The organism is Mesorhizobium sp. CA8, from assembly GCF_020164955.1.
Lineage (GTDB): Bacteria > Pseudomonadota > Alphaproteobacteria > Rhizobiales > Rhizobiaceae > Mesorhizobium.
On sequence record NZ_JAIUHG010000017.1, the window covers coordinates 1 to 25,094 of the forward strand.

Here is a 25,094-nt window from a genome sequence, read left to right on the forward strand (position 1 = left end):
AGGACGCGGCTCAGCGACTACACCGCCTGGACGAGCAGTTGCGCGCCGTCGTGCCAACCTGGTCCATGGCGCGGGTCGTCGAGGCCTATCAGGCCATGCGCGGCGCCTCGTTCCTGGTCGCAGTGATCTTCGCGGCCGAAATTGGGGATGTGCGTCGCTTCGATACGCCGCCGCAGTTGATGGCCTTTCTCGGCCTCGTCCCGGGGGAGCGCTCGACCGGCGACACGGTTCGCCGGTCGAGCCTTACACTCGCCGGCAATCGACGCGCCCGTCGCGCCTTGGTCGAAGCGGCATGGACTTACCGCTACCCCGCCAGGGTCAGCGAGGCCCTGAGGGTGCGGCTCGAGGGGTTGCCCAAGGCTGTCCGCGATATTGCCTGGAAGGGGCAGGTCCGGCTCTGCGCCCGCTATCGTCGCCTCAGCGCCGCCGGCAAGAAGCCGCCGGTGGTCGTGGCTGCGATCGCACGCGAGATGGCCGCCTTCTTATGGGCCATCGGCCGGGAGGTCGCGCCGTCATAGCCGGTCTCGACCCAACCCGCTGCACAGTGCTGGGGGTGGGGCCACGGTGGGGAACTCCCGTCGCTAGTTATGTGGCCGAGCCGATGCGCCCGACGCCCGCCCTCTAGACCGAGGACAGCCCCGAGACGAAGACACGGAAGGCCGGTACCCAACCCGCGGATGAGAGTCTGATCAACCGTCGTCTCTGAGCTCCACCCCCAGCCCTGTGCAGCTTCAGCCGATCCGACTGCATGGCAAACCTGCCAAGCAGGCGAGCCTTCTTGCCTTCAATCTTGTTGCCTTTTGGCCTTGCGATCCTTGGGCAGATCCGCTGGCGCGAGGTTGACCGTCACCTTCTTCGACGGCATCGATAGGCCCGAGGCATGGAGTGCTGCCTGCACGCGCTCGCGGCTTTCGGCCAGCGCCTTGTCTGCAGGCTGACGGTCTGCATGGCGACCTTGCCCGGCGCGATCATCACCTGGACATCGACCGGCACGGCCTCGATCGCAAGAACATTACGAGAAGGGGGCGCCGTCTGATCGCGATCTTAGGCAGAGATGATACACAGTCCGGAACCGCGCGCCCAGTATGGTCAAGCCATCGGTGCCGTGCCGCGCCGCTCTAGGGCGGTGTTGCGGATGATTTCCGCGATTTCCGGGCTGCTGCCGCATAGCATCTGGAAATCCGCCGAGTGCAGCGACAGGAGTGAGACCACCGTTGCGGCGCTGACGGTCGCCATACGCGGTTCGCCGGTGATCAGCGCCATCTCGCCGAAGAAGGCGCCGGGGCCAAGCTCCACCGGGTTCGGCGTCGCGACGCTGACGCGGCCCTCCACGACAAAGAACATCTGATCACCAGGCTCGCCAATACGGCAGACCACCGCGCCCGCCGGCACCGTGCGGGGTCTTAACGCGCGCACGATCTCGACCAGCACGGCCGGGCCGAGCTTCTGAAACAACGGTACGGCAGCGACCAATTGCCAATTCCGGACGAAATCGCCGCGACGGACTTCTTGATAGAAGCCGGTGGCAAGAATGCCGGCCCAGAGCGCGAAGATGCCGATGCCACTCATCATGACCGCCCCGGAAAGGACGCGGCCGGCGAAGCTTTGCGGAATAGCGTCACCATAGCCGGTAGTAGACAGCGTGACCACCGCCCACCAGATTGCCTGGGGGATGCTGCCGAACTTTTCCGGCTGGATGCCGCGTTCGATGACATAGCCCGCGAGCGCGACGCCGAACAGAACGACACCGAAGAGCGTGGTGACGCCGATCAGATTGCGCGCTTCCTTGGCCAGGACTCTGCCCAGCACTGGGAAGAAAGTCGAGTCGCGCAGCGGTTTCAGCAGCCAGACAGCACAGTAGAGGCTCCGGTCCGGTGTGCCGACGAGCAAAAAATGCCGCGAGTGGAATCAAAACCGCGAGCACATCGATGGCGATTGCCGGCGTCCTATCCCGAACGTCTCCTTCCCGGCGCTTGAGCAGCGTCGCGACCATTTGGAGGAGATAGGCGCCCCAAATGACGGCGAGCAGGGCAGCCAGAGCCACTCTGGTTCGTTCGGACATGTCCGGTACCGTGAGCGCTGCCACCGCCAGAAGTCCAGGCGCGGCCAGCACCGCGTTGAGCGGCGCGTAAATTCGTAAGATAGGCAGTACCGACATACGATACCCACGAGCGGCTATAATTTGCAAAAATAGAATGCCTTCGAGGCAAGCGCAAAGGTGCCTGTGGTCGCTGCGACTGCGCAGCGCTAGCGGGCATTAGCAAATCGACATGGGCGTCGGCCGCATGGCTAAATCGAAGTGCCATCTAAAGGCTTGGTCCCGACTGAGCCAGCACCGGTGTAACGCTGCTCAACACCAGATCAAATCCCAACCTAAGCGGCAGACAGCGAAGCATCCGAAGCCGTATGGTGAGGCGCCAGGCAACGGCGCAGTTAGCGGACCTCATTTGAGAAAGCTAGCAGCTGGCTCCTTCGATGAACGATTCTCCCGTTGGTGCAACAGGCCAGAGACTTAAAGTCTGCTGGATTGATAGCGATAAGCGATTATAGAGGGTCGCCGAAACATAAAAATCGGCCTGGAACAGGCCGCGTCTTTGGGGAAATAGAGTTGCCGGTCCCAGGCCGGAACGGTGGGCGGCGGGGCTGGCGGTCGCGGGATCGAAGCGAACCATGTGTTCGAGGGTAAAGCGCGCGTTCGCTTTCTGCCATTAATTTCGCACCAAAACGCACAGCCTGTCGGCCAGCAAAAAACGAATGATAACGTTGCCTTATCAACCATTTAGTCATGGTAGTCGCCATCAATCCGTTAGAGTTCCCTATTAGCTCTTCTGCATTCGGTTCGGATACCAAATTGACCGTATAGCTATGATGCCACACGATATGCAAAGGGGACCGGTTCCGAATGTGGGGAACGCTTGTAGCGCTCTTCCGACTCGACCCCCTGAACTCACACAACCATCCTATTTATACGTCTTGACCGCAATTTACCGCACAGCTTGATCGGTGCCCTTCCGACGGTGGCTGATACGATCTAGATCCTGATCTCTGAATGGAAGTCCGTGCACTAGGCGGACATATGCCGGCGGCGAGGTCATGAAAAGCGACACCCTCTCCTATCCTCCTCGCGGCCTCTCACGCGAAGAAGCCGCCCGATATGTTGGCGTGGCATAACCCGAATTCGACCAGATGGTTGCTGACCGCCGCATGCCGAAGCCGAAGAAAGTTGACGGTCGCGTGATTTGGGATCGGCTCAAACTCGAAGCGGCCTTTGGCGAACTACCTGGAGACGATGAAGAAAATATCGTCGACGTCCCGTTGCAAGGGAATCATCGCAGGGAATAGATTCATTCTGCCCTGACCGACAAATATCCCGGCCTCTCCTCCTACACCGATCGCCATGGGAAACTTCGCTGGCGCTATCGGACGAAGGAGCGTGTGGTTAGCCTGCCCGCACCCAATCAACCCGGTTTCAAGGAGGCATACCAAGCGGCGGCCGAGGGCCGGAAAGTCCCTAAGGCCCCCGTCGTCCAAATGCCCGGAGCTGCCCGGCACGTTTGGAGCCGCCTTTCAACGGCTGAAGATCTCGGTCAAGTGGCTGGCGCTTGATGAGGCCAGCAAACGCAAGAACACTTGGCTGATCGAACAGTTTTTAGAACTGCGGGTGGTCCCTGACCACCCGCTCATCTGGCGCAACGTTCCGGTTAAGAACCTCAGACGCATCCATGTCGAAGAACTCCTTGGCCGGTTCATCGCCACGGCCCATAAGGCCAAGCACCTGTTGGTGGGCATTCGCAAGCTGGTCTATGTCGCACTGCGGCAAGATTGGATCGAAATCGACCCCACAGCAGCGGTGGAGTGGCGCCCCGCCTATGCTGGCTGGAAGGCTTGGTCGCGCGACGCGATGGCGCAATTCGAAAACCGTTGGCAGCTCGGCATCGCAGCATGCACTTGTTATGGTTTGGCGCTTTGGCTCGGCAACCGCCGCGGCGACGTTGCGGGCCTGCGCTGGGACCAGAGGGGCACCCGTTTCTTCATCGATGGCGTCGAGCGCCACTTCGACTGGTTTGATATCGTTCAAGCCAAGAACAAGGGACGAACTGGCGGCAAGCGGCTTTTTGTGCCGATCACACTGATGCTGTCTGATATCCTGGATGCGGCCGACAGGCGCGGCGAGACCGTCCTGGTCAATGGCTATGGTGAGCCGTTCTCCGCCAAGTCGCTGACTGGCATAATGGCGCATCGGTGCAAGCTTGCCGGCCTGCCGAAGGGCCTGACCCTGCATGGATTGAGAAAGTCGCCGACCTCATCCCAAACCGCGTCCTGCAACTCGCTCTTCCGCACCATCGTAAGCAGGTAGAGCCGCATGCCCAAACGGATCGTGGGAAGTGTGGCGATGTGCTCGAGCTGTTTCAGCATCACGCGAATTTCCGAGGGTGAAAGCGAGCGGTCTTTAGGTACGAACGTGGCAATCGATGCGGGCCCAACTTCAGCGGCTGGGTAGCCACCTTCTCTCCGTGCAGGATCGCGAAACTGTAAATCTGCTTCAGGATGTCCCGTACATGGATGGCGGTCGCCGGCGCGCCGCGTTCAACGATGCTACCACAGTGGGCGCGTAAATCGTCCGGGGTGATCTCCGTCAGGAGGCGATTGCGCCAGACCGGAAGAAGCTCGCGATCGAAGATGGAACGGCGCATGGCTCGGGTGCTGTCGGCCATTGGAGCGGCACTGAGCCATTTCTCGCCGAACTCCCCAAAACTCTTCGCCTCCTTGAGACGACGTTTCGCGCGCTGCTTCTCGATTGCCGGCGATCGTCCCTCCCTAACGGCGCGCTTCGCGTCGAGGCACCTCTCTCGGGCCAGAGAAAGCGAGATTCCGTCCCGTCCATATCTGCCTAAATAGACCGTCTCGCGGCGTCCGTTGAGCCTGTAGTCCAGTCGAAACGAGATTGCGCCACTGGGCATGACGCGAACATACATGCCGTCACGGTCCGCAATTTTGTACATTTTCTCTCTTGGTTTCAGAGCCTTAAGAGCGGCATCCGTCAGCATTCCCATTGCCTCCTGAAAAAAGTACCGTCAGTACAATTTCGGGGCTGCGTGGCAGGAACTCTCCTTTATTTTCAATGCTTTACAAGCAAAAAAGTACCGTCACGAGCCTCATCGGGACAGACGGTACTTTGGAAAATCCGAGCGAGCAATACGCGGAAGGGCCGTCAGGCGGTCCGCCACGGCCAATCTCTGCGCACCGATTGTGGTCGATTGTCCGCGGAGGGATTTATTTTTGTTTTCAATGCCTTCCGTCGCAGATTGGCGTGTTTCCTGCGACGTTGGAGTGGGTCTGAATCATTCCCACTCGATCGTCCCCGGCGGTTTCGACGTCACGTCATACACCACCCGGTTGATGCCGCGCACCTCGTTGATGATGCGGGTGGCGGCGGCGGCGAGAAAGTTCATGTCGTAGTGGTAGAAGTCGGCCGTCATGCCGTCGACGGAGGTGACGGCGCGCAATGCGCAGACGAATTCATAGGTGCGGCCGTCACCCATCACGCCGACCGTCTGCACCGGGAGCAGGACCGCGAAGGCCTGCCAGATGGCGTCGTAGAGGCCGGCCTTGCGGATCTCGTCGAGATAGATGGCGTCGGCTTCGCGCAGGATTTCCAGCTTCTCGCGCGTGATACCGCCCGGGCAGCGGATGGCGAGGCCGGGGCCTGGGAAGGGATGGCGGCCGATGAAGCTCTCGGGCAGGCCGAGCTCCTTGCCGAGCGCCCTCACCTCGTCCTTGAAGAGTTCGCGCAGCGGCTCGACCAGCTTCATGTTCATGCGCTCGGGCAGGCCGCCGACATTGTGGTGCGACTTGATCGTCACCGACGGGCCGCCGGAGAAGGAGACGCTCTCGATGACGTCGGGATAGAGCGTGCCCTGGGCCAGGAAATCGGCGCCGCCGAGCTTCTTCGCCTCTTCCTCGAACACCTCGATGAACAGCCGGCCGATGGTCTTGCGCTTCTTTTCGGGGTCGGCCTCGCCTTCCAGCGCCGAGATGAAACGGTCGGAAGCATCGACCAGGATCAGCGGCAGGTTATAGTGCTGGCGGAACATCTCCACCACGCCCTTGGCCTCGTCCTTGCGCATCAGGCCGTGGTCGACGAGGATGCAGGTCAGCTGATCGCCGATCGCCTCGTGTATGAGAAGCGCCGCGACGGAGGAGTCGACGCCGCCCGAAAGCGCGCAGATGACCTTGCCCTTGCCGACCTGCTTACGGATCGTCTCCACCGCGTGCTCGCGATAGGTGCGCATCGTCCAGTCGCCCTCGATGCCGGCGATGTTGTGGACGAAGTTCCTGAGCAGCCTTGCGCCGTCCGGCGTGTGCACCACTTCAGGATGGAACATGATGCCGTACATCTTGCGCTCGATATCGCCGAAGATCGCGAAGGGCGAGCTTTCCGACTTGCCGAGCACCTTGAAGCCCGGCGGCAGTTCGATGACGCGGTCGCCGTGGCTCATCCACACCTGATGACGCTGGCCGGGCGCCCACAGGCCTTCGAACAGCGGGCTCTCCTTCTCGATCTCGACGAAGGCGCGGCCGAACTCGCGATGATTGGAGCTTTCGGCGACGCCGCCCATCTGCACGCAGAGCGCCATCTGGCCATAGCAGATGCCGAGCACCGGCACGCCGGCGTCGAAGACGATCTGCGGCGCGCGCGGGCTGCCGATGTCGGTGGTCGAGGCCGGGCCGCCCGACAGGATCACCGCTTTCGGCTTGATGCGCTTGAAGGCCGCTTCGGCCGACTGGAACGGCACGATCTCGGAAAAGACGCCGGCCTCGCGGATGCGGCGGGCGATGAGCTGCGTGAACTGGCTGCCGAAATCGACAATCAGAACGGTGTCGGGATGATTGGCTGTCGTCGTCATGGCGAGCCTTTAGAGAAAGAAACGAGTCGGCGCAATGGCTCAGCGCTGCGGCTTTCAGTCCCTTTTGGGCCTAACCCAGGCGGATCACGCCGGTTTCGATCGCTTGCTCCAGCAAGCCGACGGCCGCAGCGAGCTTCTCATCGATCACATGCAGATATTCCGTCCAATCATTGACGTGGCGCAGATCGGCCGCGCCGTCGGAAATGCCGCGGAGCCCAATCAGCGGCACGCCGAACAGATGGCAGGCGCGCAGGCAGGCGAAGGTCTCCATGTCGACCATGTCGGCATCGATAGCGTCATAGGCGGCGCCGGAAATGATCGCGCCGCCGGTCGAAAGCGAGGCGGTCTTGATGCCCGGGATGATGAAAGGCAGCGGCACCGTCACCGGCAGGTCGAGGAAAGGCGTCGCGCCCTTCTCGAAGCCGAGTGGCGAAGCGTCCATGTCGCGATAGTTCACCGACACGGCCTGGTAGATTTCGGTCTGTTCCAGCTTGCGGCTGCCGGCCGAGCCCAGCGAGACGACCAAGTCCGGCAGTGCTCCCTCGGCCTTCAATGCGGCCAGCTCGGCGCCCAACCTGACACCGGCTTCGACCGGACCGACCCCGGTCATCAGCGGCGTGAACAGATTTTTGAGGTGTGGGCCGTATTCGGCCTCCGCCGCTATGACGAAGAGAACAGCCTTGCCAGCGATCTGAACTGCACCCGCCATGGTTCAACCTTCAATTCCGTCGCGGCCGACCACCGTCATCATCGTGCCGGTCATGGTGGCGATCAGCTTGGCCTCGCCGTCGGCTGCGAAGGCGTAGGCCTGGCCATCGGCGACGATGATGGTGCGGCCGGGCTTCGTCACGGAGCCGCGGAACAGGAACCGCTCGCCCCTGCCCGGCGCGAGCAGGTTCACCTTGAACTCGATGGTCAGCACGCCGGAATTCTCCGGCATCAGCGAAAAGGCCGCGTAGCCACAGGCGGAGTCCAACGCGGTGGAGATGACGCCGGCATGCAGGAAACCGTGCTGCTGGGTGAGCGAAGCTGAATACGGCATTTCGATCTCGATGATGCCGGGCGTCACCAGCGTCAGCTCGGCGCCGATCGTCGCCATCGCCTCCTGGCGGGCAAAGGACGCTCTGACGCGTTCCTCGAAATCCGGAGCGGGTACGATCTTGGCTGCTGCCATGGCGCTTTGCCTCATATTGCTGGCGAAGTTATTGCAGAGCCGGGCAAGACAGGCAATCTTTTATGCTGCAGCGCAGCAAAAGTCGGCTGTCTTCAAGAAGCACTCCTGCGCAGGGCGTGGAGGTAGAACCCGTCGGTGCCGCTGAGCGCCGGCGACAGCGAGATACCGCCGCTATCGGCAATGCGCGCGGCTCCTTCATGGCCCGGGAAGCGGCTGTCCCAGAGCTGGCGGTGATCGACCGGCGCGAAGCCTTCATGGCGTTCGCGGAACGCCGCGACCTGCTCGCCGTTCTCGGCGTCGAACACCGAACAGGTGATGTAGACCAGCAGGCCGCCCGGCTTGACGAAAGCTTGCGCGGTGTCGAGGATCGCCTGCTGCTCACCCTTGCGGGCATCGAGCTGACGCTCGGTCAGCCGCCATTTGGCGTCGGGACGGCGCCGCCAGGTGCCGCTGCCGGTGCAGGGCGCGTCGATCAGCACGAGGTCCATATGCCCGGTGAGTGGTGCAAGCTCCGCCGGCTTGCTGACGACCTGGACGTTGCGGTTGTGCGAGCGACGGATGCGCTCGAAGATCGGCGCCAGCCGCACCTTTTCCGCGTCATGGGCAAAGAGCTGGCCTGTATTGCCCATCTCGGCCGACAGCGCCAGCGTCTTGCCGCCGGCGCCGGCGCAATAGTCGAGCACCTGCATGCCGGGCGCAGCCCCCGCGAGCGCCGCGGCAAGCTGCGAGCCTTCATCCTGCACTTCGAACCAGCCTTTCTGGAAGGCGGGCTCGGCCTGCACGTTCGGATGTCTGCCGTCGCTGTCGATCGGCGGGATGCGGATGCCATGCGGCGCGATCGCCGTAGGCGCGGCACCGGTGCCCTGGAGCTCGGCCAGCACCTTGGCGCGATCGGCCTGGAGCGTGTTGACCCTCAGGTCCAGCGGCGGGCGCTGCGCGAGAGCGGCGCCTTCCTCGACCCAGGCGTCGCCATAGGCCTGCTCGAGCAACGGCGCGCACCAGTCCGGGACGTCGGCGCGCACAGCATCGGGCGCGTCGCCAAGCCTGCGCTCGGCCGCCGCCTTCAACTCGGACGCGCTGAGCAGCGGCGGCGCGAATTTATCGCCGTCCAGCGCGTCGTTGAGCGACTGCGCCGTCTGCCCCCACTCCAACAGAAGCGCGCCGAAGCCGATGGCGCGCGGCGTGTCCTCGCCGAACAGCCAGCCGGCCGAGCGCCTGCGGCGCAGCGCGTCATAGACGATGTTGCCGATCGCCGCGCGATCGCCGCCGCCGGCGAAGCGATGCGACAGGCCCCAGTCGCGCAGTGCGTCGGCCACCGGCCGGTGCCGCCGGCCGATGTCTTCAAGGACCTCTATGGCCGCCGCCAGCCTTCCGCCCAGTCGCATCCCCGTTTTCCGTAGCTGTTACAAATCGGTTCCAGCCCGCTCATAAAGCCTTTCAGGCCGGGATTGAAACAGTTCCGTTCGGCTTGCCGATGAAAATGATGTTTCAGGACCGGGCGATTTGGCCGAACGGTTTTTCCACCATGAGCGGCGCAGCCAGGAAACAGAACAATCGAACAGAATATGAAAGACTTCTAATGTTTTGATTGACGTCTGTAAGGAAGCCCACAGGCTTAACCTGTCATCTTTCCAAGTGTTGTCCGCAGGAATACTCTTCCGGCAGTGATTCGCGACGCAGGAAACGCGGTTTGGCGGATCCTATGAGGAGAGGGCAATGAAGACTTATCTGGCAGAAGTTCTCGGCACGTTTTTGTTGGTGTTCATCGGCACCGCCTCCGTGGTCACGGGCGGTTTCGGCGGCGCGCTGCCGCTCGGACAGGAAGGCATCGGCCTGGCATTCGGCATCGGCCTGATTGCCGCGGCCTATGCGATCGGCCCGATCTCGGGCGCGCATCTCAATCCGGCGGTGACGCTGGGCGTGTTCCTGGCGGGACGGATGCCGGCCAAGGACGTCGTCCCCTACTGGATCGCGCAGATCATCGGCGCCATCATCGCCTCGCTGGCGCTGTGGATCATCGTTTCCGGCCAGGCCGGCGGCCACACCGGCGGCTTCGGCGCCAATGGCTGGGACGAAACGAAATGGGGCATGAGCTCGGCCTTCCTGTGGGAGCTGATCGGCACCTTCACCTTCGTCACGGTGATCCTCGGCGTCACCAACGCCAAGCATACCACCGCCTTTGCCGGCCTGGTCATCGGCCTGACGCTGGCGGGCATCCACTTCGCCATGATCCCGGTGACCGGTACCTCGGTCAATCCGGCCCGCTCGATCGGCCCGGCGCTGTTTTCGGGTGGTGCTGCGCTCAGCCAGCTCTGGCTGTTCATCGTCGCGCCGCTGATCGGCGGGGCGGTCGCCGGTGTCGTCGCCAAGGCCGGCATGTTCGAAAAGGACTGACCGCAGTTCGATGAAAGTGAAAGGCGCGGGCATGACCCCGCGCCTTTTGCTTGGGAGGTTACGACCTTATTTCGCGATGTCGAAGCGGTCGGCGTTCATCACCTTCGTCCAGGCCTTGACGAAATTCTTGACGAACTTGGCCTTGGCGTCGGCCGAGGCGTAGACTTCTGAAAGCGCGCGCAGCTGCGCGTGCGAGCCGAAGATCAAGTCGGCACGGGTGCCGGTCCACTTCACCTCTTTGGTCTTGCGGTCGCGCGCTTCGTAGACCTCGTCCGAACCGGGCTCGGAGCCGGCCGCCGGGTCCCAGACGGTCGCCATCGAGAGCAGGTTGACAAAGAAGTCGTTGGTGAGCGTGCCCGGCCTGTCGGTGAAGACGCCGTGCTTCGAGCCGCCGGCATTGGCGCCGAGCACGCGCAAGCCGCCGACAAGCACCGTCATCTCCGGCGCCGTCAGCGTCAGCAACTGGGCGCGATCAACCAGCATCGCTTCGACCGACATCGGCAACGTACCGCGGGCATAGTTGCGGAAGCCGTCGACCTTCGGCTCCAGCGCCGCGAAGGAGGCGACGTCCGTCTGCTCTTGCGAAGCATCCATGCGGCCCGGCGTGAAGGGCACCTTGACCTCGTTGCCGCCGTCCTTCGCCGCCTTCTCGACCGCGGCGACGCCGCCAAGCACGATCAGATCGGCGAGCGAGACCTTCTTGTCGCCGGTCTGGGCTGCGTTGAACTCCTTCTGGATGGCTTCCAGCTTGGCCAGCACCTTGGCGAGCTGGGCCGGCTCGTTGACCTCCCAATCCTTCTGGGGCGCCAGACGGATGCGGCCGCCATTGGCGCCGCCGCGCTTGTCCGAGCCGCGGAAGGTCGAGGCCGAGGCCCAGGCGGTCGAGACCAGCTCCGACACCGACAGGCCGGAGGCCAGGATCTTGGCCTTGAGCGCAGCGATGTCGGACTCGCTTACCAGCTCATGGTCGATGGCCGGGATCGGATCCTGCCAGATCAGCTCTTCCTTGGGCACGAGCGGGCCGAGATAGCGCACGACCGGGCCCATGTCGCGATGAGTGAGCTTGAACCAGGCGCGGGCGAAGGCGTCGGCGAACTGGTCCGGGTTCTGGTGGAAGCGGCGCGAGATCTTCTCGTAGGCCGGGTCGAAACGCAGCGCGAGGTCGGTGGTGAGCATGGCCGGCGCGCGACGCTTGGAGGGATTGTGGGCGTCCGGAACGGTACCGGCGCCGGCGCCGCCTTTCGGCGTCCACTGATGGGCGCCGGCCGGGCTCTTCGTCAGCTCCCATTCATAGTTGAAGAGATTGTCGAAGAAATTGTTGCTCCATTTGGTCGGCGTCGTCGTCCAGGTGACCTCGAGGCCCGAGGTGATGGCGTCGCCGGCAATGCCGGAGGCATATTTGCTCGACCAGCCGAGGCCCTGCGCTTCGATGCCGGCGCCTTCCGGCTCGGCGCCCACCAGCGAGGCGTCGCCGGCGCCATGCGTCTTGCCGAAGGTGTGGCCGCCAGCGATCAGTGCCACGGTTTCCTCGTCGTTCATGGCCATGCGGCCGAAGGTCTCGCGGATGTCGCGCGCGGCGGCGACCGGATCCGGCTTGCCGTTCGGGCCTTCCGGGTTGACGTAGATCAGGCCCATCTGGACGGCGCCGAGATGGCCGCGAAGCTCACGGTCGCCAGAATAGCGCTCGTCGCCGAGCCACTTGGTTTCGGAGCCCCAATCCACGTCCTGCTCCGGCTCCCACACATCGGCGCGGCCACCGGCAAAGCCGAAGGTCTTGAAGCCCATCGATTCCAGCGCGACGTTGCCGGTGAGGATCAGAAGGTCGGCCCAGGAGATCTTGCGGCCGTATTTCTGCTTGACCGGCCACAGCAGCCGGCGCGCCTTGTCGAGGTTGGCGTTGTCCGGCCAGCTGTTCAGCGGCGCGAAGCGCTGCTGACCGGCGCCGGCGCCGCCGCGGCCGTCGCCGATGCGATAGGTGCCGGCGCTGTGCCAGGCCATGCGGATGAAGAGCGGCCCGTAATGGCCGAAGTCGGCCGGCCACCAGTCCTGCGAATCCGTCATGACCTTGTGCAGGTCTGCGATCACCGCATCGAGGTCGAGGCTCGCGAACTCCTTGGCGTAGTCGAAATCTTCGTCCATCGGGTCCGAGAGGTTCGATTGCTGATGCAGGACAGCAAGGTCGAGCTGGTTCGGCCACCAGTCACGGTTGCTCCGTCTGGATCCGTGCGCCACCGGGCATTTGCCAGCGCTATTGTCGTCGGTTTTCGCGTCCATCTTAGTCTCCCGATTCTGCCGAGGTTTTGCCGTGGTTGCATTTTGCCGAGGTTGATTTTTCCCGAAATTTCGGGGGCAGCCGCTGGCCACGCCAACCTGGAATGATTCCAGACTAGGCCGGCCTGCCGATAAAGACAAATTGCCTTTCCTGTTTCGTTTGATAGGATTTTCTTATGATTGGCCTCACCGTCCGGCAAATGCAGTATTTCGACGCGCTGGCGCAGACGCTGCATTTCGGCCGCGCGGCGAAGCTTGCCGGCGTCAGTCAGCCGGCCCTTTCCGCGCAGATCGCCGAGATGGAAGGGCGCCTGAACTGCCTGTTGTTCGAGCGCGGCGGCAAGGCGGTGCGCATGACCGACGAGGCGCTTGCCCTGCAGCCGCGAATCGAGCGCATTCTGGCCGATATACGTGACGTCGAGACGACTGCCCGGCGCGGCCGCCCGACCATGCAAGGACGCTTCCGGCTGGGCATCATTCCGACGGTCGCGCCCTATCTCCTGCCGCATGTGCTCCCGGAGCTGAAAAGGCACTATCCTTTCCTGCAGCTCGAATTGCGCGAGGCGGTGACCGCGTCGCTGGTCGAGGACGCGGCCACCGGCCGGCTCGACGCCTTCATCGCGGCCTTGCCGCTCGATCAGCCGGCGATCGTCACCGAAGCGCTTTTCCCCGACCGCTTCTTCCTCGCCGTTCCCGCCGGAGATCCGGCCTTCGCCTCACCGCCGGTGCCGCCCGAAAGCCCGGCGCTGGAGCGGCTGATGCTTCTGGAGGAAGGCCACTGCCTGCGCGAGCAGGCCCTGGCCATCTGCGGCAATGTGCGGCCGGTGGCGATGGCAAGCTATGGCGCGACAAGCCTGACGACGCTCCTGCAGATGGTGGCGCATGGGCTCGGCGTCACGCTGGTGCCGGAAATGGCGACAAGTGCGGCCGGCGTCATGCCGGATCTGAGGATCGTGCCGTTCCAAGAGCCGATGCCGCAGCGCATGATCTGCATGGCCTGGCGCCGCAACAAGGTAAGGCAGGACGAGTGCGTTGAACTGGCGCGGATCATACGCAGGCTGGACCGTGCGGTGCTTGCGGCGTGACTGTCAGAGATAATTTAAGAGTCGCCTTGGATCGCCCGATCGTTCGCAGGCGCCATGGTCTCGCGCGCCTCCCGTTTTAGCACTTTCTCAGCACCAAACACTTTGTAGGGCAACGTATTTTGTACCGAGATCCGTTGCAGAACGACGAATGTTTACGTCCCCTTGGCTTGCGAAGAAGCGTCAGGTAATAGACGAGAATGTTCTTCACCGTTGCAAATAACTTCACTGAGGTGCCCACCGAAGCGTATGACGCAGCATTTCTCGTCGTAGACAATTGGGATGACTGGTTCAGCTATCGAACCATGTTCACCCTTTGGGTATTTGATGAGCAAGGAACCCGACATCGGGTTGGCTCTGTAAAAATTGGTCAAGATGGTTTGCGACCGTCAGGGGCAGTGGGCCCAGGTGCTCGCTCGCCGGAATTAGATAACACTTTCGATAGCCTTGACGATCGGTTCTTCTCGCTGGGGCAAGACGAGAACTACTATGAAACTCTGAATAGCTTGTCTATCTCTCAGCGAGATCTGGTACTTCTAGGCTTGCGCGATTGTGCGTTTGACTTGGATATTTTCAACTCAGCTCGTAACCAACAGGTTATGCAACGCTCGTTGCTCGTAGCGTTGACACACGTAATATTCGTGGCCGCTTAAATAGACTCTCTCGCGGAGATGCCACGCTAACAGAATTTAACTTTGAATATCAATTTCCCTATATAGGTGACGACGTTACCCCACCGTCATCGGGTTTAACATTATACCTGAGACGGAGCCACCGACAAATGTCCACGTTCTTATTGGGCGCAATGGTGTTGGCAAGACTCGATGCATGCGAGGGATCGCGACCGCATTGCTTGATCGAAAACTGGAAGAAGACGATGAGTCAATCGGTGATATTGCTGTCGTCGCCGCTGAGGGGGAGGAATGGTCTTTCTCGGGCTTAGTTATGATTTCATTCAGTGCATTCGATGACTTTGATCTTCGCCCGCTTGCGAATGACTTGATCCGCTCAAGTCAGGTTGGCCTCCTCCAATGGCAAACCGACGAAAACGATACAGAGTTCATGACGCGAAAAACTCCAGCTGATCTCGCGATGGACTTTCAAGAGAGCTTTGCCTCCTGCCGTCAGGGACTACGATCAATGCGCTGGCGCGCAGCGGTAGAAACGCTTGAAACAGACGATCTTTTTGCCGAGGGAAACGTTGCGACGCTCCTGGATTTGGACGATGAAAATTGGGGCGAAGAGGCAGTTCTATTATACAAAAGACTGAGCTCGGCCATGCGATCGTGCTACTCACTATAACTCGCTTGGTCGAGCTCGTAGATGAGCGAACACTTGTACTACTCGACGAACCGGAGGGTCACCTTCACCCGCCTTTGCTATCTGCTTTTATCCGCGCGTTATCTGACCTTTTAGTTAAGCGAAACGGAGTAGCCATAGTTGCCACTCACTCCCCGGTAGTTCTGCAAGAAGTGCCGCAGTCTTGCGCATGGAAACTCCGTCGTTCCGGGCGCGTTTCGGTGGCTGAGCGCCCATCAATCGAGACCTTTGGCGAAAATGTTGGCATTCTGACACGCGAAGTGTTTGGATTCGAGGTTACGAAATCTGGCTTTCACCAGATGCTTGACTCTGCAGTTAACCAACGAGGTCTTGGGTATGATGCAGTCTTAGAACATTTTGGAGGGCAACTCGGCGCCGAGGCGCGGGCGATAGTCCAGGCCCTCGTAGCCGAGCGCGACGCCGGAATATAGCAATCTATGCGTCGACTCATACTTCCTGCATATTCAGCTCGCAATGTCGTCAATCAATGCGCCAAGAGCATCCAGGATAAAGACCTCTCAGCTCGCCTTGAACACATCGGTGAGCAAATTGAAAAAGCCGAGATAACTTATAAGCAACATGGAACAGCCGAGACGCTTTTCACCATAGCTCAGTCAACCAGCGTTGGGGCTGTGACTATAGAAGATATGAAGCGGGTATATAAAGGGACCTTTGTGAAGAGCAAAGGCACGCGCTACATCTATGATGCTATCAAAAAGCTTCCACCAAATGATATCTGTCCTATGTGCGGTCAACGAACGGTGAGGACACTCGATCACTACCTCGCACAATCGCATCATGCCGCATTCGTGATCACGCCTGCGAATTTGGTCCCCGCTTGCGGGGACTGCAACAAGGCGAAGCTTGATGCGCAGCCTACGGGCGCGGACCAGCAAACGCTGCATCCTTATTTCGACAACGTGGATGATGAACTTTGGCTTTGTGCAATTGTTGAAGAACGCAGCCCTGCCGCGCTTCTGTACACGCCCGATCCGCCGCCTCATTGGCCAGAGACGATGAAAAAGCGACTGCGTTTACATTTCCAGAAATTTGGATTGGGCGCTTTGTATGCCTCACACTCTGCCGTGGAACTTACAAACATTCGATACGGACTGCAGCGTATCGCAGAGCGCGGTACAACGGATGATATTCGAGCCGAGCTTATACGGCGGGCGGAAAGTAGCTGGGCAGCTAACATTAATTCCTGGCAAACCGCGATGTATATTGCGCTGGCCAATTCGGACTGGTTTTGCGGGGGCGGATACGGATAAGTCCATGCCGCCCATTGGGGCCAATAGAGAAATCTTTTCATCTCGGACGAATAAACGTCTTCGCCGCCGCGGATGGCGAGTCTTGGCGCGGAAGCGGTCGGGCATGCGGAGTGGACGGCGATAGCAAGGATGGCTTGTGGACCGCTACCCGCCACTCATCCGATCGCGGCCAGTTCTCACGGCACAAAGATCAGAAACACATAGGTGAAAAACACCACGACATGGACCATGCCGGTCAGGAACGTCGTTCTTTCGGTGCTGAAGCTGACGCTGCAGATGAAAAGCGCCAGCACCAGAAGCACGGCATCGGACGCCGGGAGCCCCAGGGTCAGCCCCCTGCCCGTCAGCAGGCTGGCGGCCGCGACCGCCGGTATTGTCAAACCGATCGTGGCGCAGGCTGAGCCCATCGCGACGTTCAGGCTGCGCTGCAGCTCATTCTTGAAGGCGGCGCGGATCGCCGAGATCGCCTCCGGCATCAAAACCAGTGCCGCGATCATTGCTCCCACGATGCTGTCGGCCTGGGTCACCTTATAGGCCGCGAGCGCATCCTCCACGCTCGCGGCGACCTGCTCGGCGAGCAGGACAATGCCGATGAGCCCGCTCAACAGCAGCAGGGCGCTGACGAAAATGCTTTTGTGGGAGGCGGTCCGCATCGGAGCGTCGTGCGCCTGCCCCTGGACGAAGTCCTCCCGGTGCCGGACGGTCTGGGCAAACACGAAGCTCGCATAGAGCAACACCGAGAGGACGCTGACGAAACCAAGCTGAGCCGCCGAAAACGTGCCGGGATCCGTAGCCTGGGTGTAGGTCGGAAGAATGAGCGTCATCACGGTCAGCGCGATCAGAACCGACAGGTATGCGTTGGTGCCTTGCCGGAGGATCGCCTGCTTGCGGTAGCGCCAGCCGCCAAGCGTGAGACAGATGCCGACGACGCCGGTGGAGGTGATCATGACCGTCGAGAAAACGGACTCCCGCGCCAGCGTCGGGTTGTTTTCTCCATGCAGCATCATGGAGACGATGATCGACACTTCGATTGCCGTCACCGCAAAAGTCAGCACCAAAGTTCCATAGGGCTCGCCCACGCGCAAGGCGACTGCCTCGGCGTGGTCGAGCACGACGAAAATGGTGGTGAACATGATGGCGCTCGACAGCGCTCCGACGAGGATCCTGGTATTCAGCGATCCTTCGTCGACCGAAAGACCGCTGGCCCTGACCGCGAGAGCCATCGCGAGCGCAACCAGCGGCATCGTGTAGGAAACCACCGATCGCCCGTAACCAGTCATCGAAGCCCCCGAACGCCAGGCGTTTGCGCGAGCTTAGCGGAAAAACGCGTGGGGAGCACCTCTCATGGGCATCCTTGCAGCATTTCAAAACATGATTGGGGACCGGGCGCCGTTTATGGCGTCGAACGTCTCGATGGCCTTGCGAACCGCCCCACAGAATTTTTGCAGAAGTTCCGGCTCGGTCCCCAATCGGCGGCGCAGCGAGAAGGGCACTTCCAGTTGCGCTCCTTTCCCGGTTAGCCCGCGGTTGACGATGTTGGTATCCTGGAGACCGGGAAAGGGATGGTTGTCCCTTTTTGTCTGGAAACCGGCCTCTTGCAGACGCCCGGCTAACTCTGAAACCAGCGCGGCGTCCTTGCCGCCCAGGTAGACTGTCGAGAAATCGTCGCGATCCTGACGGCCGTGGATAGCGACGACGGTGGACTTCGTCCGCAACAGTTCGAGCGCGGTTGCCTCGTCAAAGTTCCTGGACGTTATATGCAGTTCCCTGTTGCTTTCCGGCATCAGCCCTTCAAAGCAATACATATCGAGATCGGCCCCTGCTATCGTCTCGGTGATCAGCGAGGTGCGAGGCTCGATTTTGCCGCCATGCGGAGCCATGACGATCGCACCGCCGGTTCGCGCGCCACGCCGGACGATGATGCGATAATCTATGTTTTCGATTTTGGCGGCTTTGAGCGCCGCGAAATTTGGAAACTCGTTGTCCATGGATGCCGTTTCACGCCGTCTTCTGCGCCACCAGTCCCAGTTCCTCCACCATCGCCTCGCGCATCAGGAACTTCTGCGGCTTGCCGGTCACCGTCATCGGCAGCTCGGTGCGGAAGCGGATGTAGCGCGGCACCTTGTAATGCGCGATCTGGCCGGCGCAGAAGGCCTTGATCTCCTCGGCGGTGGCGATCTGGTCGGGCTTCAGCACGATCCAGGCGCAGAGCTCCTCGCCATATTTGTCGTCCGGGATGCCGAAGACCTGCACTTCCTTGATCTTGGGATGGCGATAAAGGAATTCCTCGACCTCGCGCGGATAGACGTTCTCGCCGCCGCGGATGACCATGTCCTTCACCCGGCCGACGATGTTGCAATAGCCCTCGGCGTCGATGGTGGCGAGGTCGCCGGTGTGCATCCAGCCGTCGGCGTCGATCGCCTCGCGGGTCTTTTCGGCGTCGTCCCAATAGCCCTTCATCACCGAATAGCCGCGCGTGCAGAGCTCGCCCGGCTCGCCGACCGCGACGGTGGCGCCGTCGGCGCCGATCGCCTTGACCTCGACATGCGGGTGGATGCGGCCGACGGTGGAGACGCGCTTTTCCAGCGGATCGTCGACGCTGCTTTGGAAGGAGACAGGACTGGTCTCGGTCATGCCATAGGCGATGGTCACCTGGCTCATATGCATCAGCGACACCACCTTCTTCATCACCTCGATCGGGCATGGCGAGCCGGCCATGATGCCGGTGCGCAGGCTGGAGAGGTCGAAGCTCGAAAAATCCGCATGGTCGAGCATGGCGACGAACATGGTCGGCACGCCGTAGAGGCCGGTGCAGCGTTCCTGCGCGACCGCCTTGAGCGTCGCGCCGGGGTCAAAACCCTCGCCCGGGAAGACCATTGTCGCGCCTTTCGACACACAGCCCATCGTGCCCATCGACATGCCGAAGCAGTGATAGAGCGGCACCGGGATGCAGAGCCGATCGTCGACGGTGAGCTTTATCGCCGAGGTGACGAAATTGCCGTTGTTGACGATGTTGGAATGCGTCAGCGTCGCGCCCTTCGGCGCGCCGGTGGTGCCGGAGGTGAACTGGATGTTGATGGCCTCGCCGGGCTTCAGGCCTTCGGAGATGCGGTCGAGGCTGTCATGCTCGTCGCGGCCGGCCATGGCGAGCACGTCACCGAAATTGAACATGCCGGGCGAGTTGTCGTCGCCCATGCGGATGACGATCTTGAGCGCCGGCAGTTTCTTCGCCTTGAGCTTGCCGGGCTCGGCCCTGGCTAGTTCAGGCGCCAATGTCTCGATCATGCCGAGGTAGTCGGAGGTCTTGAACTGAGCGGCGGTAACCAGCGCCTTGCAGCTGACTTTGTTCAATGCGTATTCGAGCTCGGTCAGCCGATAGGCCGGGTTGATGTTGACCAGGATCAAGCCGATGCGGGCGGTGGCGAACTGCGTCACCAGCCATTCCCAGCGGTTTGGCGACCAGATGCCGACGCGGTCGCCCTTTTCCAGCCCAAGCGCCAGGAAACCGGCGGCCAAGGCGTCGACCGCATCCGACAGCTCGCTCCACGTGAAGCGCTTGTCCTGGCCGACGAAGACGGCAGCGTCGAGCGTCGCGTATCTGCTCACCGTTTCGGAAAACAATTCAGGGGTGGTCTTGTCGAGCAGGGGCACCGAGCGGTCGCCCGACACATGCGCCTTGCCGCCAACCGGAGCAATGAAGCTGTTGCGCGTTTTGCGCAGATTGGTGGCGTTCATGAGCTCGTCGAGTTTGATCGGCATCGCCGTCACCTCCCGGGATAAGCCAGCCTATCAGCCGATGAGGGCGGTGGAAATCCGTCAAAGGTCCCCCTCCCCTTGAGGGCGCTCAAGGGTGAGGCAGGACGCTCATCTTAGCGGCGATGTCGCGCAAGACCGCTTCGTCGGCCGCATCGCGCTGCTTCTTCGAAGCAACCAGACAAGCCTGCGACTTCAGGATCACGCCGTCGCCCAGCACTTTGAGGTGGTTGGCGCGCAGCGTCGAGCCGGTGGTGGTGATGTCGACGATGACGTCGGCCAGCCCCGCCGCCGGCGCGCCTTCGGTGGCGCCGAGGCTTTCGACGATGCGGTAGACCTGGATGCCGTGCTTGAGCGAAAAGAACTGCTGCGTCAGCCGCCAGTATTTAGTGGCGATCCTGAGCCTCCGGCCGTGGCGCTGGCGGAAATCGGCGGCGACGTCATCGAGGTCGGCCATGCTGTCGACGTCCAGCCAGATGTCCGGCACCGCGACCACGACATCGGCATGGCCGAAGCCGAGGCGCGCAACGATCTCGGCGCGCGCCTCCCAGTCGGCGAGGTTCTCGCGCAAAAGGTCCTCGCCGGTGATGCCGAGATCGACTGCGCCCTGGCCGATCTCGCCGGCGATCTCGGACGCGGACAGGAAGGCCACCTCGACATTGTCGAGACCGTCGATGCGGGCGCGGTATTTACGGTCGTCCTCTGGCAAGGCGACAGCCAGGCCGGCCCTGGCCAGCACTTCGAGCGACTGCTCCTTGAGACGGCCTTTCGACGGGATCGCCAGCGTGATCATTTGGCGTTCTCCCGCAAGGCTTCGATGCGATCGAGCCAAACCGAGAAGCCGACGCCTGGGATCGGCTTTTTTGCTCCCAGCAGCGTCAGCAGCCGGTCGTAGCGACCGCCCCCGACCAGCGGGCGATCGCCATCCGCCGCCGCGATCTCGAAGACAAGGCCCGTGTAGTAATCGAGCGGGCGGCCGAAGGCGGCGTCATAGCGGATTTCTGCCGCCGACAGCCCATGCGCCTCGATCGCCTTGGCGCGGGCGGCGAAGTTCTCCAGCGCCGATCCCAGCGACAGGCCGGCATCGGCGGCGAATTTTTCCAGCGCCGCGGTCGCGCCGTCGAGCGCGACGTCGATCTCGAGGAAGCCCTTGAGCGCCGAGAAGGCCTCATCGGACAGCCGCACGCTGCGCAGTTGCGCTTTCTCGATCAGCCGGCGCGCGATATCGGCCGGGGCACGGCCGGACGACGCCGACAATCCGGCTTCCTCCATGCCTTCGGCAATATGCGCGGCAAGGTCTTCCGCATCGCCGTCGAGCGCCAGCAGGGCTACCGGACCAGAGAGCTGGCTGTTGCGCGGCGGATTGGCGAGATCGGCAAGGGCTGCCTCCAGCATCGGCGCCGAGCCGAAGGCACGCGCAAGGCGCATTCGCCAACCGCGCGGCAGGCCGAGCGCCGCCAGCACCGCTTCGAACAGCGTCTGGTCGCCGAGGGTGATGGCGAGCTCCCGGCCGGGCAGCACCAGCGACAGCAGCGCATGCGCGTCGGCCAGCGAACGGGCATCGGCGGCGGCCGTGTCGCGGTCGCCGAGATCCTCGATGCCGGCCTGAAAGAACTCGTTGCCGCCGTCGCGGCGCTGGCGGAACACCTCGCCCAGATAGGAATAGCGGCGGGGCGTTCCGGCCTGGCTGGCGATGTGATCGAGACAGACGGGAATGGTGAATTCGGGCCGCAGGCACAGCGTCTTGCCAGTCTCGCTTTCCGTCAGGAAGATGCGCCGGCGCAGGTCTTCGCCGGCCATGTCGAGGAACGGGTCGGCCGGCTGCAGCACGGCGACTTCCACCGCGTGGGTGTCGCGGGCGGCGAAGAGTTTGACGATGTCGGCAGCGATGGCGGGACGGGTGGTCATGCGGCGCCCCTTCCCCTTCTCCCCTGGTGGGAGAAGGTGGATCGGCGCGCAGCACCGAGACGGATGAGGGGTGTTGGAAGGAATGAGACGCCGGCGTTCCCTGGAACACCCCTCATCCGACCGAGCTTCGCTCGGCCACCTTCTCCCACAAGGGGAGAAGGGGAGGTCGGCGCCCTATCGGCCACGTGCCCGCTCCTCGGCCTGCGCGGCGAGTATCTTCTTCACCTCGCCAACCAACTCACTCTCCGCCACCGTCACCTGGGCAGGCCGCGCGGCGCGCCATTCGGCATTGTCGGTGATCTCGGCAGACAGGCGGGCGCCCTCGATCAGATCTTTGATCTGCACCTCGCCCCTGGCGCGCTCGTCGCCGCCCTGGATGATGGCGACCGGGCTGCCGCGGCGGTCGGCATATTTCAGCTGCGCCTTCATGCCCGCGCCGCCGAGATACATTTCGGAGCGGATGCCGGCGCCGCGCAGGTCCGCGACCATCTTCTGGTAGCGGCCGAGGCTTTCCGTATCCTTGTCCATGACCAGCACCACGACGGGCGCGATGACATCGGAGGAGTCGAGCTTGCCGAGGTTCTTCAGCGCCGTCATCAGCCGCGAGACGCCGATGGAGAAGCCGGTCGCCGGCACCGGCTCGCCGCGGAAGCGCGAGACCAGCCCATCATAGCGCCCGCCGCCGCCGACCGAGCCGAAGCGCACGATCTGGCCTTCGTCGTTGGGGATTTCAGCAAGAAGCTCGGCCTCGAAGACCGGGCCGGTGTAGTATTCGAGCCCGCGCACGACGGAGCGATCCATCACGATGCGGTCTTCGCCATAGCCAGCGGCTCTAACCAGCGCCTCGATCGTTGCCAGTTCGCCAACGCCTTCCTGATAGACAGCGTTGGCATTGACGCTTGCATCCTGGGCGGCCTGCCCGTTCCTTGCCGTTGCCAGAAGAACCGCCTCACTTTGCGTGTCGTTCAATTGGGCGCCCTTGGCGAAGTCGCCCTCGCCTTCCTTGCCGCCATCCCAACGGCCGGGACCAAGCAGGAGCCTGACGCCTTCCGGCCCGAGCTTGTCGAGCTTGTCGATGGCGCGCAGCACGGTCAGCCGGCGGCCGGCATTCTGGTCGCCGCCAAGCCCGATCGCTTCCAGCACCCCATCCAGCACCTTGCGGTTGTTGACGCGGATGACATAGTCGCCGCGCTTGATGCCGAGGGCTTCCATGACATCGGCCATCATCATCGCCATCTCGGCGTCGGCGGCGACGCCCGGCGTGCCGATCGTGTCGGCGTCGAACTGCATGAACTGGCGGAAGCGGCCGGGACCGGGCTTTTCGTTGCGGAACACCCAGCCGGAGCGATAGCTGCGATAGGGTTTTGGCAGCTTGTCAAAATTCTCGGCGACGAAGCGGGCCGTCGGGGCGGTCAGGTCGTAACGCAGCGACAGCCACTGGTCGTCGTCATCCTGGAAAGAAAAGACACCTTCATTCGGCCGGTCCTGATCGGGCAGGAATTTTCCCAAAGCATCGGTGTATTCGATCATCGGCTGGTCGACCGGCTCGAAACCATAGAGCTCATAGACCGAGCGGATGGTCGCCATCATCTTCTCGACGGCGCGAATGTCTTCGGCGCTGCGGTCGGCAAAACCGCGCGGCAAACGCGCTTTCGTCTTTCCGGATTTGTCGGCCATGGATCGGTCTTTTCGTTAAGTAAACACTGACTTATCTGGAGCGGGCGTGTCCTAACCCATGCCAGGTGGTGCGGCAAGCGTTTGCAGAACTGCAGGGAACAGTTCGATAGCCTGTAGGCACCGCGAGCGGCGATTAACGTCAGCCTTCGTTTCTCAATACTTCGGAACTCGCATCGGCATCCGAAACAAACCCGCGCCAAAAAACGAAACAATTCCGCCATCGCTGCGGCATGCTACCGACTCAATCGACAACCATAAAGCGCGCCGAAACAAAGGGTTCGGGCCATGACGACGGCTAACGACAATTCTCCAGAGCGGCACATCGGCCAAGCTGAAACCTGCCGGCAATGCCGCCCTCAGGCCAGCGCAGCAGCCGGCCGGGCCGTTCGAGGTCGCGGCCGAGGCGCGCAAGCCGACCGTGCGCGACGCACTGGTGACTGGCCTGCTGGTCATCTATCCAGCCTTCGCTGCCGTGGCGGCGATCATTGCCGGGCTGTTCCTGGCCGGCGCGGGCAGGGTCTGACTTTTCACTCAACGATCGGGGGATCATCAAGCAGTTGCGATTTGCGTGCGCGCTTGCCGGCGCCCCTATTTCGGTCGCTTCAGCTTCTTGCGCTCTTTCTCCACCTCGGCGCGGCAGTAGCAGCCTTCGAGATGGTCGTTGACCAGGCCCATCGCCTGCATGAAGGCGTAGACCGTCGTCGGGCCGACAAAGCTCCAGCCGCGCTTCTTCAATTCCTTCGATATCCTGACCGACACCGCCGTCGTCGGATTGGCGCGCAGATGCGCCAGGTCGACGATTTCGGGCCGCTCGCCGGGACCCGGCTCGAAGTTCCAGAACCAGGCGGCAAGCGAGCCGAACTCGTCCACCATCTCTCGGGCGCGTTTGGCGTTGTTGATGGTCGAAACTATCTTGCCGCGATGGCGGATGATGCCGGCATTGCCGAGCAGGCGCTCGACGTCCTTATCTGTGAATGCCGCCACCTTGTCGAAGTCGAAACCGGCAAAGGCCTCGCGGAAATTCTCGCGCTTGCGCAGGATCGTCAGCCACGACAGGCCCGACTGGAAGCCTTCGAGGCAGATCTTTTCGAACAGCCGACGATCGTCCGTTACCGGCCGGCCCCATTCATGGTCGTGGTAATGAAGATAGTCCGGCAGGTTGCCGTGCCAGAAGCAGCGTGCCTTGCCGTCGGGGCCGTCGAGAATACCGGCATTTTCAGTCGCCATCGCTAGCGGATCCATTCGTTAATGCGCGTCAGCGCCGTTTTACCGTGGCTTTACCAGATTCCTGAACCGGCCGGTAACCACACCAAAAGGTTTACTGACAAAGCGGCAT

At 62.2% G+C, this 25,094-nt stretch carries 20 protein-coding genes and 4 pseudogenes; 9 read left to right on the forward strand and 15 right to left on the reverse strand.

All coding sequences use genetic code 11. From position 1 onward, the window contains the following. A partial coding sequence (locus LB553_RS18665) for a transposase (RefSeq protein ID WP_224515644.1) occupies positions 1-518 on the forward strand: 518 nt, incomplete at its 5' end. Between the two features lie 293 nt (positions 519-811). Here the strand turns inward: LB553_RS18665 and LB553_RS18670 are convergent. Together LB553_RS18670 and LB553_RS18675 are read right to left on the reverse strand one after the other, a co-directional pair. After that, positions 812-1,002 (reverse strand): annotated as a pseudogene (locus LB553_RS18670) (magnesium chelatase domain-containing protein); the annotation flags it as partial. Positions 1,003-1,089: 87 nt separating this feature from the next. Then, positions 1,090-2,158 (reverse strand): annotated as a pseudogene (locus LB553_RS18675) (cyclic nucleotide-gated potassium channel). Between the two features lie 935 nt (positions 2,159-3,093). Between LB553_RS18675 and LB553_RS18680 the strand changes: the two are divergent. Further along, positions 3,094-3,342: pseudogene (locus LB553_RS18680) on the forward strand (hypothetical protein). 91 nt (positions 3,343-3,433) lie between these two features. Next, complete coding sequence (locus tag LB553_RS18685; protein WP_224515646.1) at positions 3,434-4,357, forward strand: site-specific integrase; 924 nt, start codon at positions 3,434-3,436, stop codon at positions 4,355-4,357. Here LB553_RS18685 and LB553_RS18690 read toward each other — a convergent pair. The 5 genes and pseudogenes from LB553_RS18690 to LB553_RS18710 form a co-directional block, all read right to left on the reverse strand. After that, positions 4,285-5,048: pseudogene (locus LB553_RS18690) on the reverse strand (tyrosine-type recombinase/integrase); the annotation flags it as partial. The gene LB553_RS18685 and the pseudogene LB553_RS18690 overlap by 73 nt on opposite strands. Before the next feature lie 294 nt (positions 5,049-5,342). After that, a complete protein-coding gene (guaA, locus tag LB553_RS18695) occupies positions 5,343-6,908 on the reverse strand; it encodes a glutamine-hydrolyzing GMP synthase (RefSeq protein WP_224515648.1) in 1,566 nt (521 codons plus the stop codon). Positions 6,909-6,978: 70 nt separating this feature from the next. Further along, the gene (locus LB553_RS18700) at positions 6,979-7,617 is read right to left on the reverse strand and encodes a 5'-methylthioadenosine/S-adenosylhomocysteine nucleosidase (protein ID WP_224515650.1); all 639 of its coding nucleotides are present in this window, start codon (positions 7,615-7,617) and stop codon (positions 6,979-6,981) included. Between the two features lie 3 nt (positions 7,618-7,620). Then, the gene (locus tag LB553_RS18705; protein ID WP_140635058.1) at positions 7,621-8,082 is read right to left on the reverse strand and encodes a PaaI family thioesterase; all 462 of its coding nucleotides are present in this window, start codon (positions 8,080-8,082) and stop codon (positions 7,621-7,623) included. Between the two features lie 92 nt (positions 8,083-8,174). Next, complete coding sequence (locus LB553_RS18710) at positions 8,175-9,467, reverse strand: RsmB/NOP family class I SAM-dependent RNA methyltransferase (protein WP_224515652.1); 1,293 nt, start codon at positions 9,465-9,467, stop codon at positions 8,175-8,177. A 331-nt stretch (positions 9,468-9,798) separates the two neighbouring features. Here LB553_RS18710 and LB553_RS18715 point away from each other — a divergent pair, with 331 nt between their 5' ends. Continuing rightward, positions 9,799-10,476, forward strand: a complete 678-nt coding sequence (locus LB553_RS18715; protein ID WP_224515654.1) for an MIP family channel protein — start codon at positions 9,799-9,801, stop codon at positions 10,474-10,476. A 66-nt stretch (positions 10,477-10,542) separates the two neighbouring features. Here the strand turns inward: LB553_RS18715 and katG are convergent, their stop codons facing one another. After that, on the reverse strand, positions 10,543-12,750 hold the full coding sequence (gene katG, locus LB553_RS18720) for a catalase/peroxidase HPI (protein WP_224515657.1): 2,208 nt from the start codon (positions 12,748-12,750) through the stop codon (positions 10,543-10,545). Between the two features lie 173 nt (positions 12,751-12,923). On the opposite strand from katG, the gene LB553_RS18725 reads away from it, so the two are divergent. The 5 genes from LB553_RS18725 to LB553_RS18745 all read left to right on the forward strand — a co-directional run bounded on the left by LB553_RS18725 (position 12,924) and on the right by LB553_RS18745 (position 16,420). Continuing rightward, positions 12,924-13,832, forward strand: coding sequence for a hydrogen peroxide-inducible genes activator (locus LB553_RS18725; RefSeq protein WP_224515659.1), 909 nt, complete (start codon positions 12,924-12,926; stop codon positions 13,830-13,832). A gap of 197 nt (positions 13,833-14,029) precedes the next feature. Further along, the gene (locus LB553_RS18730; protein ID WP_224515661.1) at positions 14,030-14,482 is read left to right on the forward strand and encodes a hypothetical protein; all 453 of its coding nucleotides are present in this window, start codon (positions 14,030-14,032) and stop codon (positions 14,480-14,482) included. 175 nt (positions 14,483-14,657) lie between these two features. Beyond that, complete coding sequence (locus LB553_RS18735; protein ID WP_224515663.1) at positions 14,658-15,131, forward strand: hypothetical protein; 474 nt, start codon at positions 14,658-14,660, stop codon at positions 15,129-15,131. Next, positions 15,116-15,580 carry an AAA family ATPase gene (locus tag LB553_RS18740; RefSeq protein WP_224515665.1) on the forward strand — a complete coding sequence of 155 codons (465 nt, stop codon included), beginning with the start codon at positions 15,116-15,118 and terminating at the stop codon, positions 15,578-15,580. The genes LB553_RS18735 and LB553_RS18740 overlap by 16 nt, the downstream gene beginning before the upstream one ends. A 6-nt stretch (positions 15,581-15,586) precedes the next feature. After that, positions 15,587-16,420: a hypothetical protein gene (locus LB553_RS18745; protein WP_224515667.1), complete on the forward strand. Its 834-nt coding sequence runs from the start codon at positions 15,587-15,589 to the stop codon at positions 16,418-16,420. A 176-nt stretch (positions 16,421-16,596) separates the two neighbouring features. Here LB553_RS18745 and LB553_RS18750 read toward each other — a convergent pair whose 3' ends face one another. From LB553_RS18750 to LB553_RS18785, 7 genes are all read right to left on the reverse strand, one after another. Further along, complete coding sequence (locus LB553_RS18750; RefSeq protein WP_318011510.1) at positions 16,597-17,700, reverse strand: calcium:proton antiporter; 1,104 nt, start codon at positions 17,698-17,700, stop codon at positions 16,597-16,599. A gap of 84 nt (positions 17,701-17,784) precedes the next feature. Beyond that, entirely contained in the window at positions 17,785-18,408 is a 624-nt protein-coding gene (locus LB553_RS18755; RefSeq protein ID WP_224515671.1) for a poly-gamma-glutamate hydrolase family protein, read from the reverse strand. A 10-nt stretch (positions 18,409-18,418) separates the two neighbouring features. Then, positions 18,419-20,179, reverse strand: coding sequence for an AMP-binding protein (locus LB553_RS18760; protein ID WP_224515674.1), 1,761 nt, complete (start codon positions 20,177-20,179; stop codon positions 18,419-18,421). An 85-nt stretch (positions 20,180-20,264) separates the two neighbouring features. Further along, entirely contained in the window at positions 20,265-20,966 is a 702-nt protein-coding gene (hisG, locus tag LB553_RS18765) for an ATP phosphoribosyltransferase (protein WP_224515676.1), read from the reverse strand. Beyond that, positions 20,963-22,081: an ATP phosphoribosyltransferase regulatory subunit gene (locus LB553_RS18770; protein ID WP_224515678.1), complete on the reverse strand. Its 1,119-nt coding sequence runs from the start codon at positions 22,079-22,081 to the stop codon at positions 20,963-20,965. The genes hisG and LB553_RS18770 overlap by 4 nt, the downstream gene beginning before the upstream one ends. A gap of 174 nt (positions 22,082-22,255) precedes the next feature. Further along, positions 22,256-23,758 carry a histidine--tRNA ligase gene (gene hisS, locus LB553_RS18775; protein WP_224515680.1) on the reverse strand — a complete coding sequence of 501 codons (1,503 nt, stop codon included), beginning with the start codon at positions 23,756-23,758 and terminating at the stop codon, positions 22,256-22,258. Positions 23,759-24,346: 588 nt separating this feature from the next. Continuing rightward, positions 24,347-24,985, reverse strand: a complete 639-nt coding sequence (locus LB553_RS18785; RefSeq protein WP_224515682.1) for a DNA-3-methyladenine glycosylase I — start codon at positions 24,983-24,985, stop codon at positions 24,347-24,349. Positions 24,986-25,094 lie beyond the last annotated feature (109 nt).

What these genes read in the sequence shown, in the direction of transcription:
- guaA (WP_224515648.1), bottom strand. Translation starts at nt 6,908, where the DNA reads ATGACGACGACAGCCAATCATCCCGACACCGTTCTGATTGTCGATTTC.
- LB553_RS18745 (WP_224515667.1), top strand. Translation starts at nt 15,587, where the DNA reads ATGCGTCGACTCATACTTCCTGCATATTCAGCTCGCAATGTCGTCAAT.
- katG (WP_224515657.1), bottom strand. Translation starts at nt 12,750, where the DNA reads ATGGACGCGAAAACCGACGACAATAGCGCTGGCAAATGCCCGGTGGCG.
- LB553_RS18785 (WP_224515682.1), bottom strand. Translation starts at nt 24,985, where the DNA reads ATGGCGACTGAAAATGCCGGTATTCTCGACGGCCCCGACGGCAAGGCA.
- hisS (WP_224515680.1), bottom strand. Translation starts at nt 23,758, where the DNA reads ATGGCCGACAAATCCGGAAAGACGAAAGCGCGTTTGCCGCGCGGTTTT.
- LB553_RS18700 (WP_224515650.1), bottom strand. Translation starts at nt 7,617, where the DNA reads ATGGCGGGTGCAGTTCAGATCGCTGGCAAGGCTGTTCTCTTCGTCATA.
- LB553_RS18755 (WP_224515671.1), bottom strand. Translation starts at nt 18,408, where the DNA reads ATGGACAACGAGTTTCCAAATTTCGCGGCGCTCAAAGCCGCCAAAATC.
- LB553_RS18770 (WP_224515678.1), bottom strand. Translation starts at nt 22,081, where the DNA reads ATGACCACCCGTCCCGCCATCGCTGCCGACATCGTCAAACTCTTCGCC.
- LB553_RS18750 (WP_318011510.1), bottom strand. Translation starts at nt 17,700, where the DNA reads ATGACTGGTTACGGGCGATCGGTGGTTTCCTACACGATGCCGCTGGTT.
- LB553_RS18705 (WP_140635058.1), bottom strand. Translation starts at nt 8,082, where the DNA reads ATGGCAGCAGCCAAGATCGTACCCGCTCCGGATTTCGAGGAACGCGTC.
- hisG (WP_224515676.1), bottom strand. Translation starts at nt 20,966, where the DNA reads ATGATCACGCTGGCGATCCCGTCGAAAGGCCGTCTCAAGGAGCAGTCG.
- LB553_RS18710 (WP_224515652.1), bottom strand. Translation starts at nt 9,467, where the DNA reads ATGCGACTGGGCGGAAGGCTGGCGGCGGCCATAGAGGTCCTTGAAGAC.
- LB553_RS18730 (WP_224515661.1), top strand. Translation starts at nt 14,030, where the DNA reads ATGTTCTTCACCGTTGCAAATAACTTCACTGAGGTGCCCACCGAAGCG.
- LB553_RS18735 (WP_224515663.1), top strand. Translation starts at nt 14,658, where the DNA reads ATGCGAGGGATCGCGACCGCATTGCTTGATCGAAAACTGGAAGAAGAC.
- LB553_RS18725 (WP_224515659.1), top strand. Translation starts at nt 12,924, where the DNA reads ATGATTGGCCTCACCGTCCGGCAAATGCAGTATTTCGACGCGCTGGCG.
- LB553_RS18715 (WP_224515654.1), top strand. Translation starts at nt 9,799, where the DNA reads ATGAAGACTTATCTGGCAGAAGTTCTCGGCACGTTTTTGTTGGTGTTC.
- LB553_RS18760 (WP_224515674.1), bottom strand. Translation starts at nt 20,179, where the DNA reads ATGCCGATCAAACTCGACGAGCTCATGAACGCCACCAATCTGCGCAAA.